The organism is Streptomyces sp. NPDC096176 (genome assembly GCF_044763255.1).
Lineage (GTDB): Bacteria > Actinomycetota > Actinomycetes > Streptomycetales > Streptomycetaceae > Streptomyces.
On sequence record NZ_JBIWFV010000001.1, the window covers coordinates 395,904 to 409,261 of the forward strand.

At 71.1% G+C, this 13,358-nt stretch carries 15 protein-coding genes; 6 read left to right on the forward strand and 9 right to left on the reverse strand.

Translation table 11 applies throughout. From position 1 onward, the window contains the following. Window positions 1–42: 42 nt before the first annotated feature. A complete protein-coding gene (locus ACIQ7Q_RS01940; protein ID WP_403856389.1) occupies window positions 43–729 on the reverse strand; it encodes a L,D-transpeptidase family protein in 687 nt (228 codons plus the stop codon). 169 nt (window positions 730–898) lie between these two features. Then, window positions 899–2,167, reverse strand: coding sequence for an MFS transporter (locus ACIQ7Q_RS01945; RefSeq protein WP_403855241.1), 1,269 nt, complete (start codon window positions 2,165–2,167; stop codon window positions 899–901). Window positions 2,168–2,229: 62 nt separating this feature from the next. Between ACIQ7Q_RS01945 and ACIQ7Q_RS01950 the strand changes: the two genes are divergently transcribed. Continuing rightward, entirely contained in the window at window positions 2,230–3,183 is a 954-nt protein-coding gene (locus ACIQ7Q_RS01950) for a LysR family transcriptional regulator (protein ID WP_403855243.1), read from the forward strand. Between the two features lie 206 nt (window positions 3,184–3,389). On the opposite strand, the gene ACIQ7Q_RS01955 is transcribed toward ACIQ7Q_RS01950, so the two are convergent. Next, complete coding sequence (locus ACIQ7Q_RS01955; protein ID WP_403855245.1) at window positions 3,390–4,259, reverse strand: alpha/beta hydrolase; 870 nt, start codon at window positions 4,257–4,259, stop codon at window positions 3,390–3,392. Between the two features lie 115 nt (window positions 4,260–4,374). Between ACIQ7Q_RS01955 and ACIQ7Q_RS01960 the strand changes: the two genes are divergently transcribed. The 3 genes from ACIQ7Q_RS01960 (at window position 4,375) to ACIQ7Q_RS01970 (ending at window position 6,919) form a co-directional block, all read left to right on the forward strand. Beyond that, entirely contained in the window at window positions 4,375–5,511 is a 1,137-nt protein-coding gene (locus tag ACIQ7Q_RS01960; RefSeq protein ID WP_403855247.1) for an adenosine deaminase, read from the forward strand. A 144-nt stretch (window positions 5,512–5,655) separates the two neighbouring features. Beyond that, window positions 5,656–6,057: an ATP-binding protein gene (locus ACIQ7Q_RS01965; RefSeq protein WP_403855249.1), complete on the forward strand. Its 402-nt coding sequence runs from the start codon at window positions 5,656–5,658 to the stop codon at window positions 6,055–6,057. A gap of 91 nt (window positions 6,058–6,148) precedes the next feature. After that, window positions 6,149–6,919: a hypothetical protein gene (locus ACIQ7Q_RS01970; RefSeq protein WP_403855251.1), complete on the forward strand. Its 771-nt coding sequence runs from the start codon at window positions 6,149–6,151 to the stop codon at window positions 6,917–6,919. Window positions 6,920–6,938: 19 nt separating this feature from the next. Here the strand turns inward: ACIQ7Q_RS01970 and ACIQ7Q_RS01975 are convergent, their stop codons facing one another. The 5 genes from ACIQ7Q_RS01975 to afsQ1 form a co-directional block, all read right to left on the reverse strand. Next, the gene (locus ACIQ7Q_RS01975) at window positions 6,939–7,139 is read right to left on the reverse strand and encodes a PspC domain-containing protein (protein ID WP_403855253.1); all 201 of its coding nucleotides are present in this window, start codon (window positions 7,137–7,139) and stop codon (window positions 6,939–6,941) included. Window positions 7,140–7,205: 66 nt separating this feature from the next. Next, on the reverse strand, window positions 7,206–7,817 hold the full coding sequence (locus ACIQ7Q_RS01980; protein WP_403855255.1) for a VanZ family protein: 612 nt from the start codon (window positions 7,815–7,817) through the stop codon (window positions 7,206–7,208). Window positions 7,818–7,875: 58 nt separating this feature from the next. Next, entirely contained in the window at window positions 7,876–8,592 is a 717-nt protein-coding gene (locus ACIQ7Q_RS01985) for a hypothetical protein (RefSeq protein ID WP_403855257.1), read from the reverse strand. Then, window positions 8,589–10,205 carry an ATP-binding protein gene (locus ACIQ7Q_RS01990; protein ID WP_403855259.1) on the reverse strand — a complete coding sequence of 539 codons (1,617 nt, stop codon included), beginning with the start codon at window positions 10,203–10,205 and terminating at the stop codon, window positions 8,589–8,591. The genes ACIQ7Q_RS01985 and ACIQ7Q_RS01990 overlap by 4 nt, the downstream gene beginning before the upstream one ends. A gap of 31 nt (window positions 10,206–10,236) precedes the next feature. Next, complete coding sequence (gene afsQ1, locus ACIQ7Q_RS01995) at window positions 10,237–10,914, reverse strand: two-component system response regulator AfsQ1 (RefSeq protein WP_175257369.1); 678 nt, start codon at window positions 10,912–10,914, stop codon at window positions 10,237–10,239. A gap of 180 nt (window positions 10,915–11,094) precedes the next feature. Between afsQ1 and ACIQ7Q_RS02000 the strand changes: the two genes are divergently transcribed. After that, the gene (locus ACIQ7Q_RS02000) at window positions 11,095–11,829 is read left to right on the forward strand and encodes a SigE family RNA polymerase sigma factor (protein WP_403855261.1); all 735 of its coding nucleotides are present in this window, start codon (window positions 11,095–11,097) and stop codon (window positions 11,827–11,829) included. Window positions 11,830–12,182: 353 nt separating this feature from the next. Here the strand turns inward: ACIQ7Q_RS02000 and ACIQ7Q_RS02005 are convergent, their stop codons facing one another. Next, entirely contained in the window at window positions 12,183–12,812 is a 630-nt protein-coding gene (locus ACIQ7Q_RS02005) for a uridine kinase (RefSeq protein ID WP_403855263.1), read from the reverse strand. Between the two features lie 119 nt (window positions 12,813–12,931). Here ACIQ7Q_RS02005 and ACIQ7Q_RS02010 point away from each other — a divergent pair, with 119 nt between their 5' ends. Then, on the forward strand, window positions 12,932–13,309 hold the full coding sequence (locus ACIQ7Q_RS02010; protein WP_403855265.1) for a hypothetical protein: 378 nt from the start codon (window positions 12,932–12,934) through the stop codon (window positions 13,307–13,309). Window positions 13,310–13,358: the final 49 nt, after the last annotated feature.

The window sequence follows — 13,358 nt, forward strand, 5'->3', positions numbered from 1 at the left end:
CACCAGCCCTTCGGAACCTACAGGAGAGGACTGACAACGGGGTCAGGTTCCGGGCTTGCGCCCGTAGACGTATACGTCGTCGCCGTTTTTCAGCAGGTTCCAGTATGCCTTCGCGTCCGCGGGGCGCATGTTGACGCACCCGCCCGAGCCGGGCGGGTTGTACATCGACTTCGTGGTGGAGTGGAAGGCCTGGCCGCCGTCGAAGAACTGCGAGTACGGCATGCTCACGTGGTAGATCGTCGACCAGTGGTCGATGCTGCGCCAGTAGATCTTCTTCGCGCCGGTACGGGTCTCCGTGCCGTCCTTGCCCGTCCGTACCGGGACCGGGCCGTACTTGAGCGTCGCGCCGTCCTGGATCCAGCTCAGCTGCCGGGTCAGGTCGACGCAGGCGATACGTCCCTTGTTCGTCGGGCAGGTGCCCGCCTTGTTCGGGTTCTGGCCGGCGGCCCGCTGAGCCAGCATCGTGTTCATCGTGCGCCAGGTGAGCGGGCCCGCGTAGCCGATCGTGGGGGTGATCCCGTGCTTGGCCTGGAAGGCACGGATCGCCCGGCAGTCGGCCGGTGACTGCCGGCCGTCCACCGGGCGCCCGAGGAACTGCTCCACCTGCTTCTGGTGCGGCCCCGTCGACAGCGAGCACGACGCCGCCTGCGCCGTACCGCTGCCGAGGACGGCGGTGAGCGGCACCAGCAGGCCGGTCAGGGAGAGTACGGCTCCGGTACGGCGACGCATCCGCAGACGTCGCCGTCCGGTTCTTCCGATTTTATCCGCCATGCTCCCCAACTCCCCTTCGTGTGCCTTCCGGTTGGGATGGTCTGACGGTTGAGACACCCGGAGGGGAGCAGTAGTTGCACGGCACTGGGACGTATTTTCTGACGGCTGGTGGGCCCGGCCCCGGGCCCTATGCGGCAGCTGCCGCGAGCCGCCGCTCCTGCGACCGCGCCGCGTGCGTCCCGTAGAGCGTGATCGACACGACACCCAGGACCGCGAGCAGCCCCAGCAGTACCGTTCCGCCCCAGCCGCCGGCGTGGAAGGCGACCGCGCCGAGCGTGCCGCCCGCGCTGCTGCCCAGGTAGTAGGCCGACTGGTAGAGCGCCGACGCCTGGGCGCGGCCCGTCTTCGCCGTACGGCTCACCGAGGAGGAGGCGACCGCGTGGCCCGCGAAGAACCCGGCGGTGATCAGGACCAGACCCAGCAGTACCGACGCCAGCGTGTCCGCCAGTGAGAGCAGCAGGCCCGCGGTGGTGGTGGTGACCGCCAGATACAGCGCCCCCCTGCGGCCGAGCCGCGCGACCAGCCTGCCGGCCGCGGCGGAGGAGACCGTACCCACGAGATACACCAGGAAGATCGAACCGATCACGCCCTGCGCGAGCCCGAACGGCGCCTCCACCAGGCGGTAGCCGATCACCGTGTACACCGCGCCGAAGACGGTCATGAACAGCGCGCCGATCGCGTACAGCCGCAGTAGCAGCGGGTCGGCCAGATGCCCGCGGACCGCCCTCGCCAGGGATCGCGGGCTCAGCGTGCCGGGGGTGAAATGCCGGGCCTTCGGCAGGAGCGCGCGGAACACCAGCGCGCACACCAGCGCCATCACCCCCACCGCGGCGAGCGCGACACGCCAGCCGGCGAGCTGCGCCACCCAGCCGGTGACGATACGGCCGCTCATGCCTCCGATGCTGTTGCCCGCCACGAACAGGCCGATCGCGCCGACCAGCGCCTTGGGCCTGACCTCCTCCGCGAGGAACGCCATCGCCGACGCCGGCAGACCGGCCAGCGCGGCGCCCTGCACGGCGCGCAGCGCCACCAGCCACTCGACGTTCGGGGCGAACGGCGCCAGCAGACCCACCACGACGGCGACCGCGAGGGACGCGTTCATCACGGTGGTCCGTCCGAAACGCTCGGACAGCGCGCTGAGGGGCAGTACGCACAGGGCCAGCGCGCCCGTAGCGGCGGACACCGTCCAGCTGGCGGTGCCGGCGGTCACGCCGAAGTCGGCCGAGACGGCGGGCAGCAGCGCCTGCGTCGAGTAGAGGAGGGCGAAGGTCGCCATTCCGGCGGCGAAGAGCGCGAAGCTCATGCGGCGGTAGCCGGGAGCGCCGGGGGAGAGGAGGCCGGGGGGCGACGGGGCGGCGCCCACGGTGGTGGACGCCTTGGTACTGGCAGGAGGCATACGTCGAAGGTAGGCCGCCGATTTTCATGCGTCCAATGCATGAAACGGCAATAATCGTTCCCATGGCGCATGAACGCAGCTCAGGGCCCCGCCTGTCACCGGGCAGTTACGAAGAAGACATCACGCTGGAGCTTGCTCCCCGCCTCGCGTACTTCGCGGGCGTCGCCCGGCACGAGCATGTGACGCGCGCCGCCCAGGAGATGGGTGTACCCCAGTCGACGCTGTCACGGGCCATCGTCCGACTGGAACAGGATCTGGGCGTCGCACTGTTCGCGCGCAAAGGCCGTACGGTCTCGCTCACTCCCGCCGGCCGCACCTTCCTCGCCTCTGCGGAGCGTGCCCTCGCGGAGGTGGAGCGGGCCGCCGAGGCCGTGCGGGCAGACACCGACCCGCGGTCGGGCAAGGTCGCCTTCGGCTTTCTGCACACCATGGGGTCGGAGACCGTGCCCGGCCTGATCCGCGCCTTTCGCGCGGACCATCCGCGGATCCGCTTCACGCTCGTCCAGAACTACGGTGAGGCGATGATCGAACGGCTCCGGGCGGGCGAGCTGGACCTGTGCCTCACCTCGCCCGTGCCCGACGCCCCCGACCTGGTCGGCCGCCGTCTCGACGAACAGCGTCTGCGGCTCGTCGTCCCCGACGACCACCGGCTCGCGAGCCGCAAACGCGTCCGCCTCGCGGAGGCCGCCGACGAGACCTTCGTGACCCTCGAGCCCGGCTACGGCCTGCGGCGCATCACCGACGACCTGTGCGCGGAAGCGGGCTTCACCCCACGGGTCGCCTTCGAGGGCGAGGAGGCGGAGACCCTCCGCGGCCTGGTCGCGGCGGGCCTCGGCGTCGCCCTGCTGCCCCCGCCGGCGGTGGCCCGCCCCGGCGTCGTGGAACTGACGGTGACCGCGCCGCGCGCGGTCCGCGAAATCGGCGTCGCCTGGCTCGACGGCCACCCGGACACCCCGCCGGTGGCGGAGTTCAAACGCTTCCTGCTCTCCCGACGCGGCCGCCTCCTCTCCGACTGACGGGCCGCAGCCCGGCCAGGGAGCCCGAAGCGCATGGCGCCCAGGGCGAGCACGCTCACCTCACGGCGGATGCTCGGACCGGTGCCTTTGGTGCGGTACTTCATGGTGGTTTCCGGGCCGGGTCCCGGGTTTCCGGGGCCGGTCTCGGATTCCCGGGGGCTGGCAGGGAGTCCGGAATGTGGAGCCCAGATCAAGTCGAGCCCGGCTCAGGCTCGCAACGCCCTGCCGAAACCCGCCGCCAGCGGCATCCTCAGCCCCAGCGGCGGCGGAGCCGCCAGCGCGTCCGCGAGGGGCCGGGCGTAGAGCCTGGTGAAGAGCGATCCGCGCACGAAGTCGACGGCCAGCGCGTGCACTTCCTCCTGGTACTGGCGCAGCGCGTGCCCGTCCGAGTGGACCTCGAAGCGGCAGGTGTCCCGGTTGGACTTCTTGGCGCGCTCGGCCAGCCGGTAGGAGAGCTCCGGATCGGTGCGCGCGTCCTTGGTGCCGTGCACGATCAGCACCTTGCGGCCGGCCAGTTGCCGTACCGGCTCCGGCTCGGCGGCCACGTCGTCCTCCGGCAGCCAAGGAGCCAGGGCCAGCACGGAGTTGACCGCCGGGTGTCCCGCCGCGTGCAGCGCGGCCCGCCCGCCCATGCCGTGACCGGCCAGGCACACGGGGATGTCGCCGTAGCGTCGTACGACCTCCTCGACCGCCCAGGTCGCGTCCACCGCGAGCTGGGCGTCGGCGCCGTTCCAGCCGCGGCCGCGGTAGTGCACGCTGTGCACCGCCAGCCCGTCGTCGCGCCCCGCCCTGGCGAGCGCGCGGCCCAGCGGCAGCACCGCGGCGTACGACAGGGCGGACGCCCTGCGGGCGGACTGCGGCTCGCCGTCAGGCAGCAGCAGCACCGCCCCGGCCACCGCCGGCTCGGTCCCGTCGTTCCTGGCGCCCGAACGCCCCGGCACATGGCCCAGCCTGGCCTGCGCCCCCGACCGGCCCCCTCGTGCCGCCCGTGCGACCGTCGTCTCACCGAGGGCGCTCGCTCCTCCGGCCGTAGCGGCCGGGCGCCCCCACCACCGGGGCAGTGCATGGTGTGCCATGGCAGAACAGTCTCAGAAGCCGAGGTGTACTCCACCCGTACGCGCGGTCACTGTTATGTATCGACCAGCGATCCGAAGGGGCGCGCTCTACGCGCGTAGGGGCTAGAGTGCGCAGATGACGAGCCAGACCCTCAATTCGCCCACCGCGGAGCAGGTCCGCCGCGCCCCGAAGGTGCTGCTCCACGACCACCTCGACGGCGGTCTGCGGCCGGGCACGATCATCGAACTCGCCCGTGACGCCGGATACGAGGCCCTGCCGGAGACCGAGCCCGACAAGCTCGGGATCTGGTTCCGGGAGGCCGCCGACTCCGGTTCGCTGGAGCGGTACCTGGAGACCTTCGCGCACACCTGTGCCGTCATGCAGTCCCGTGACGCGTTGTTCCGCGTAGCGGCCGAGTGCGCGCAGGATCTGGCGGAGGACGGAGTCGTCTACGCCGAGGTCCGTTACGCACCCGAGCAGCATCTCGAAGCGGGACTCACCCTCGAGGAGGTCGTGGAGGCGGTCAACGACGGCTTCCGCGAAGGCGAACGACGGGCCAGGGAGAGCGGTCACCGCATCCGGGTGGGTGCCCTGCTCACCGCGATGCGCCACGCCGCCCGCGCCCTGGAGATCGCCGAACTCGCCAACCGCTACCGCGACAACGGCGTCGTCGGATTCGACATCGCGGGCGCGGAGGCCGGTTTCCCGCCCACCCGGCACCTCGATGCGTTCGAGTACCTCAAGCGCGAGAACAACCACTTCACCATTCACGCCGGCGAGGCCTTCGGACTGCCGTCGATCTGGCAGGCGCTCCAGTGGTGCGGTGCCGACCGGCTCGGTCACGGGGTGCGGATCATCGACGACATCGAGGTCGCGGAAGACGGCTCCGTGACGCTCGGCCGGCTGGCGGCGTACGTTCGGGACAAGCGCATCCCGCTGGAGATGTGCCCCACATCCAACCTGCAGACGGGCGCAGCGGACTCCATCGCGGCGCATCCGATCGGGCTGCTCCGGAAACTGCACTTCAGGACCACGGTCAACACCGACAACCGGCTGATGAGCGGCACCAGCATGAGCCGTGAGTTCGAGCTGCTGAACGAGGCGTTCGGATATTCGCTCGACGACATGCAGTGGTTCACCGTCAACGCGATGAAGTCCGCGTTCATCCCTTTCGATGAACGACTCGCGATGATCAACGACGTCATCAAGCCGGGTTACGCCGAACTGAAGTCCGAATGGCTGTTCAAGCAGACCACCACGGCCGGGAACTGAGCAGCCACGGCCACCACGTAAGGCGCCTACACCGAAGCGGCCGGAGCGTCAACTGCCGGCCGCTTCGCGTTGTTTGCGGGCCCTGTGCGAGGCTCACTAGCTTGCAGAGCCGCTCATGTTCCCGTCCCCAAGGACTCATTCCTTATGAAGCAGTCTGCTGCAAAGACCCTCGGTGTCGCCGCTCTCGGTGCCGCCTTCGCCGCTGTCGCCGCCGGCACCGCCTCCGCGGCTCACGTAGTCCCCGACGCGACGGGAGCGCTCGGCGACGTCTCCCAGACGCTGCCGGTCCAGGAGGTCACCGGAAAGCTGCCCGCGGGCGCGGCCGACGCCCTGGCCGGCGGCGGCAGCGTGGTGACGGACGGCGCCTCCACGCTGCCCGGTGCCGTGCAGGGCGCCGTCGGCGAGGTGGCCCCCTCCGGCGCGACCGAGCAGGTCGCCGGTCTGCTCGGTGGCCTCCCGGTCGCCGGTGGCGGTCTTCCGACCGACGCACTCACCGGCGGCGGCCTTCCGGTCGCGGGCGGCCTGCTGCCCGCTCTCGGAGTCTGACCCGCACCGTCGCGTACCCGGCGTGACTCGAGCGTGGGGCGCACACCCGAAGCGGGTGTGCGCCCCACGCGCTTGTGCCAGGATCGCCGCCATGCGAGCCAAGACCACCGCGCTGTCCGTACTCGGCACCGTCTGCGCTCTGCTGCTGGCGGCGACCGGCTGCACGAGCGACGGCGGCGCAGGATCCGGCAAGGGCAAGGACACCCGCCCGGGGAAGAGTGCGCCCCCGGCCACGGACACCGGCAAGGGTGGCGACAAATCCGGCGGCGACCCGTCCGTACCGCTCACCGCCCCGCAGTTGGAGCGTGCCTCCTTCGCCACGGGCGATCTGCCGGGCTTCCAGATCTCGTCGGAGAAGAGCGCGCTCGCGCCCACGGGGCAGCCCACCGCCGACAAGAAACAATGCCAGCCGCTCGCCGACGCCATGGGCGAGAAGCCGGATCCGCGGGCGACGCACACCGTCAACCGCGGGCTCGGTTCGCTCGACGAACTCGGACTCGCGGTCTCCGCGTCGTTGAGCTCGTACGGCGAGGCCGAGGCCAAGAGGCTGATGGACGGCCTCGAATCGGCTCTCCCGATATGCGGGGGCGGGTTCGAGGCGGCACTGGACGACCGCGGCGCCACCTACCGCGAGGTGAAGGCGGCCCCGTTCACCGCCCTGGGCGGCGACGAAACGGTCGCCTGGACCACGGTCGCCACCAACGAGGGTGTCGAGTCGCCCATCCACGTGGTCGTGGTCCGCAAGGGCGCGACGGTCGCCCGCTTCATGGCGTTCGACCTCGCGCGGCGCAAGCCGCCGCGCGTGCCCCAGGAAGTCGCCGACAAGCAGCTCGCGAAGGTCGCACAGGTGCTTGTCGGCTGACAGCCGTCGGGCGAGGCGGTCACCAGGCGCCGGCGGCCGTCTTCTCGGACGGCAGCAGCGCCCAGAGTGCCAGGTAGAGCAGGAACTGCGGCCCCGGCAGCAGGCAGGAAGCCACGAAGATCACGCGCATCGTGGTGGCGGACATGCCGAAGCGCCGGGCCAGCGCTGCGCACACTCCGCCGATCATCCTTCCATCACGGGGGCGGACAAGTGCGGCCATGGTGGGCTCCTTCGTGAGACTGTCGGTGGGAGCCTTCCCCGGGCTCCTCATGTATCCATGGTGGCTTCACGAAGGGGACGAAGCGTCGCTCCACGGGGCGATCCCGACCCTGGGAATCGTCGGGGTCGGCCCCTGAGATCCCTCCTCCCGGAGCACGGCCTTGCGCCGCACCTCACGCTCCCGGCCGCTCAGCGCGGACCCGAGGCGCCCCTCCAGCAGGCGGCGGCGCAGCCGGGCACGGCCCGCGGGCACGACCGCGAGATGGGCGAGCGCCACCCCGGTCGTGTTCAACAGCAGCGAGTCGATGTCGACAACCTGGCCCGGCACACCGGTCTGCAGCAGCTCGATCCCGAGCGACAGCAGTGCGCCGGCCGCGACCGTGCGCGTCAGTGACGCCCAGGGGGAGACGGCGAGCCGGCCGCTCGCCATCGGCAGCAGAACCCCGAGCGGCGCCAGCAGGAGAAGACCTCCGCCGATGCGCCGTACGGCCTCGACGGGCCCGAGCTCAAGGGCGGCCTCGATCCCGGCGAAGGGTTCCAGGTTCGCCGCCGTCACCCACATCACGTCGAGTGGTCGCAGCGTCAGCCATGAGACGAGCAGCAGATGGGCGAGGAGGAGGACGAGCCCCGCCACGCGGAAGCGGATGGCGGCACTGCCGCCCGAACCTTGACGCTGCACGCCCCCCTAGACGCACGGTCCGCGGGAAACGGTTCCGCCGAATCCCAGGAGGCGATTCCTAGGAGACGGTCGGGCCCGGTGAGGGCAGAGTGCCCGTTGTGGGCACGGCCCCTTCGGGCCGCTGCTTGGTCTGCGCGGAGCACACATACGCGTGCGGCGGATAGTCGCCGGGGCCGCCGAGCACCACGGCACCGCCCGCTGCCGTCGCCCTGCTCTCCGCCAGGGTGCACACGATCTGGGCGAGGGCCGGCGCCGGCAGGTCCTCCGGCTGGCGGCTCAGCCGCAGGGTGCCGACGGGGTCGCCGTCCCGAGCGCCGCTCACCATCAGCGGTCCCCGCACGTACGTCGCGAAGCCCGCTTCCTGCTCCGGCGACGACGGCTCCTTCAGCAACTCGTCGAGGAGCGCCTGCGCGAACTCGGGCGGGCTGTCACCGGCCTTGCTCTCGGTGATCTTCGCCGTACGGTCGACGGACTCCAGCTGCGAAGAGCACACCATGTAGACGCGGACCGGGACGCCCTGCGGCTGGGCCTGCGGCGTGATGTTCTCGGCCGACACCTCGCACGGCACCCGCGACGGTGCGGCTCCGGCGTCGACGGGCACCTGGGTGGTCCTGATGCCGCAGCCGGCGAGCACGACGGAGGCGGCGAACGCGGTGAGCGCCGTGAGCGCCGTGAAAGGGCGTCGTGCGGACGGGTGCGCTCGGGCCTGCCCGGGTGCCGCGCCGTCGAGTGTTCCCGAGGCGGCCGTGACGGCCCTGCCCTCAACCGCTGTCACAGCGTGTCGTCCTCTCCCCGTTCACGGCCCTGGCCCGGGCCCGTGCCGCCGTCCCCGGCGTCCGCGTCGCCCGTCCCGACCGCCTCGCAGTCCGCGAGCGAGGACGCGTCGCGGGGCAGCCGCAGCACGAACACCGCGCCTTCCCCGTCAGGCGAGTTCGCCGCCGTGATGTCGCCGCCGTGGATGTGGGCGTTCTCCACGGCGATCGACAGACCGAGGCCGCTGCCCTCGGAACGGGGGCGCGAGGCGCTCGCCTTGTAGAAGCGGTCGAAGACGTGCGGCAGCACCTCTTCCGGAATGCCGGGCCCGTGGTCGCGTACCTCGATGACCAGCTCGGAGTCGTCGGTGCGCACCGCGACACGGACCGGCGAGCCGCCGTGCTTGAGCGCGTTGCCGATCAGGTTGGCCAGGATCACGTCCAGCCTGCGGGGATCGAGCCGCGCCATGATGCCGCGTTCGGCGTCCAGCTCCACCGCGTCCAGCCAGGCGCGCGCGTCGATGCAGGCGGTGACCTGATCGGCGACGTCGACGGTGTCCAGCACGAGCCGCGCGGTGCCCGCGTCGAAGCGGGTGACCTCCATGAGGTTCTCCACCAGGTCGTACAGCCGCCGGGTCTCGCTGACCACCAGGTTCACGGCCGGCGCGATCATGGGGTCGAGGCTGTCGGCCTCGTCCTCCAGCACCTCGGTGACGGCGGTGAGCGCGGTCAGCGGGGTGCGCAGCTCGTGCGACATGTCGGCGACGAAGCGACGGCTGGACTCGTCCCGCGCGCTCATGTCCGCGACCTTCCTCTCCAGCGACGCGGCCGTCTTGTTGAACGTCCTTGCCAGCTCGGCCAGTTCGTCCGTACCGGAGACACGCAGCCGGGTGTCGAGCTTGCCTTCGCCGAGCTGCCGCGCCGCCTCGCCGAGCCGGTGCACCGGCCGCAGCACCGTCGTCGCGGCGGCCTGTGCGAGCAGCGCGGAACCGACCAGGGCCAGCATCGTCGCGATTCCCAGGGACCAGGCGAGAGAGTTGAGGTCCTGGCGTTCCTGGTCGAGGGACTTGAACATGTAGCCCGTCGGCCCACCGCCCACGATCCGGGTCCCGCCGACCAGATACGGCTTCCCGCCGCGCTCGGTCCGCTGCCAGAACAGGTGGTAGGGCACCGAGTTGGCCGCGTTGATCTCCTGCCGGTCGTTCACCGCGTCCTGCAGCGACTGCGGCACGTCCTCCTTGGTGAACACGTCGGGGTCGGAGACGCCGACGATCGGCTTGCCCTCCGCCCGTTCGCCGATCAACAGGACGCTGAAGCCGTCGCTTCCGTTGCCCATCTGCTCGGCGGCACGCTGGATCTCGTCCTGCGTGGGGCGCAGGGGCAGCGCCGCCGCGCGACTCTGCATGTCCTGCCGGAAGTCGTCGAGCGCCGCGTCCTGCGTACGCGTCAGTACCGCCTCGCGGTTCAGCCAGTACGCGATGCCGGACGCGGACACGGCGGCGGTCAGCGCGACAAGCCCGAAGACCACCACCAGACGCAGCCGCAGGCTGCTCAGACGGATCCCGGTGAGAATCCCGCGCCTCGCCCCGTCGCCCTTGTTCCCGGAGCCCCTCACCGAGTTGCTGCCACCGCTCACCGGACGGCCCCGTCCGGGACGTACGCGTGGGTCACTGCGGAACGTCCAGCCGGTAACCGACGCCTCGCACCGTGCGGATCAAGGTCGGCGAGGACGGCACGTCCTCCACCTTCGCCCGCAGCCGCTGCACACACGCGTCCACCAGACGCGAGTCGCCGAGGTAGTCGTGCTCCCACACGAGCCGCAGCAGCTGCTGGCGCGACAGTGCCTGGCCGGGCCGGCGGCTCAGCTCCAGCAGGAGGCGCAACTCGGTCGGCGTGAGCTGCAGATCCTCGCCGTTCTTGGTGACCGTCATCGCGGAGCGGTCGATCACCAGGGAGCCGAACGTCGCGGAGTCCGTGGACTCCCGTTCGCCGCGCCGCAGTACGGCGCGGATACGGGCGTCCAGCACCCGGCCCTGCACCGGCTTGACGACATAGTCGTCCGCGCCGGACTCGAGCCCGACGACAACATCGATGTCGTCGCTGCGAGCCGTCAGCAGAATGATCGGCAGCTGGTCGGTGCGCCTGATCCGCCGGCACACCTCGAAGCCGTCGATCCCGGGCAGCATCACATCCAGCACGATCAGGTCGGGCCGCTGCTCGCGGAGCAGTTTCAGGCCGTCCTCGCCCGTCGCCGCGGTGGCCACTCGGTGGCCCTGGCGTGACAGCGAGAGTTCGAGGGCCGTGCGGATGGCGTCGTCGTCCTCGATCAGCAACAGGAAAGGCACGGGGTCATTCTGGCCCATGGGGAGCCCTAGTTCGACTCCCCGGGGGCCCGACCCCCTTCCCTGCACGACTCCTCCCCTTGTGACGCGCCTGTGACAGTCGGCGGACAACGCCATGAAACAGGCCGGGCAGGCTTCTTCTCACCAGGAACGAACGAGACTCCACTCGACGGGGGGCGCGAGATGAACGCACTGCACAGCACCACCTCAAGCGCAGTTGTGACGCGTCTCCACGACGTCGCGCGGAGCACCGAGAAGTCCGGCGCCGTGAACGGGCGGGGGTGCGTTCGCGGCGCCGGGCGTCAGCACAAGCCGTCGTTCATGACGGTCGTTGACGCGCCCACGGGGGGAAGCGGAGCGGCGTACGGGGAGGCAACGGGGGAGCGGACATCCTGCTCGGAGGCCGAGTTCACGGCCTACGTCCAGGAGCGCCGCGCCTCCCTGTTCGCAACCGCCTACCACCTGACCGGTGACCGTTACGAAGCCGAGGACCTGCTGCAGAGCGCGCTGTTCTCCACGTACCGGGCCTGGGACAGGATCAGCGACAAGGCGGCGGTCGGGGGCTACCTGCGCCGCACCATGACCAATCTGCACATCAGCGCCTGGCGTCGGCGCAAGCTCAACGAGTACCCCACGGAGGAGCTGCCGGAGACTCCCGGCGACACCGACGCGATGCGGGGCACGGAGCTGCGCGCGGTCCTGTGGCAGGCGCTCGCCAGGCTCCCCGAACTCCAGCGCACGATGCTGGTCCTCCGCTACTACGAGGGCCGCACCGACCCGGAGATCGCGGAGATCCTGGACATCAGTGTCGGCACGGTGAAGTCGAGCATCTGGCGGTCGCTCCGCCGGCTGCGCGAGGACGAGGTCCTCAGCTTCGGCCGTGACGAGGAAGAGTCCTTCGGCGAGCTGGTGGCCTGAAGGCAACGGGGGAAACACGGGGGCCGCCGTTTCGGGGGAGACGGCGGACGGATCCACGGGGGACACGGGGATCCAACGGGGGAAACGCAGTGGGGCCGGACAGGGCGGGGGGTTCTGTTCGGCCCCACTGCCGTGTTTCCCGGGTGCCCGCTGTCCGCGGGCCGGGTGTGGTGTTGGTGGCCCACCGGGGGTAAAACGCCGGCCTGGGGCGGGGGACGCTCAAGGGGTGTTCGGGACGTAAGGCGTCGTAAGCCCGGGGCAGGGCAAGTACGGGAAAGCAGTCCCGGACATGCCCCCCGCGCGGCACCCGGACGCACCATCCGGGCCGTGCCCGGGCCACGCGCCGGTACGCGCTATGCAGGCGACGGCGCCCTGCAGCGCCCCGCTGCCGCCGCCGCGAGACGGCCCAGCGCCTCCGCCTTGTTGCAGGGGTGCGCGCCCAGTTCCGCCTGACGGTGCACGATGCCGCGTTCCGCGCGCATCAGGCGCCAGCCTCGGCGCAGCAGGAACGGCACCGACTTGCGGCCCTCGCGCAGATCGCGGGCGAGCCGGCGGCGGAACGTCGTCGACGGCCGCCCGCGCAGACAGAGCGCGTCGGCCAGGACGCCGAGTTCCTGGCAGCGCCGGACGATGTCGGCCGCGAAGATCCCCTCAGCCACGAACAGCGGCGTGCGGTCGATGTCGAGGGTCTCGGTGTCCACCCGGGAACTGGTGGCGATGTCGTACACCGGCACGTCGGTCCGGCCGCTGCGGCACAGTTCCGCTATCGCGGAGACCGCGGCGTCCGCGTCCCAGGACGACGGCGAGTCCCAGTCGATGTCCGTGCAGCCCGTCACCAGGGGAAGCGTCGGGTCGTTGCCCTCTTTGTAGAAGTCGTCCAGGCGCAGGACCGGCAGGCCGGTACGGGCGGCGAGAGAGGACTTTCCGGAACCTGAGGGGCCCGCGAGCAGCACGACGCGGGTCGGAATGGGTTGGGAACTCACGGGAGACAAGTGTGACGCATCGAGCGGCGTGGGGGAGCCCCCGGAGCGGCGGTTGGTACGAGCGTCACACCGTCAACTACTTTCCGCACACGCATGATTACTCGACTAGGCAGGGATCCATGGCTCGTCACGCAGCTTCCAAAAACCAGCGGCGCGCACTGCTGCGCGCGGGACTGACCGTCGCGGCGGCGGGTGCCGCGCTCGGTGCGGCCGGGGCGGCCGCCCACGCGGCGCCGGCCGGTCCGACCGCAGGGCTCCCGGTCGGCGCGGTGACCGGTCTTGTCGGCAACTCGGTGAACGGCGTGGGCGAGCTCAAGAGCCTTCAGCTCAACCCGTTGGCCAACACCGGCGTCGACCCGCTGGACAACGCGGTAGGCACGCAGGTCGCCGACTTCAAGCCGGTCAGCACCGCGCTGGCGACGGACCACATCACCAAGGGGCAGGCGCTTGAGGACCTGCCGGTGACAGGGCCGGCCGCCGGCAACCTGCTGCCGTAGCCGCGACTTGGAGAAGCCCCCACCTCCGGACGGAGAGGTGGGGGCTTCG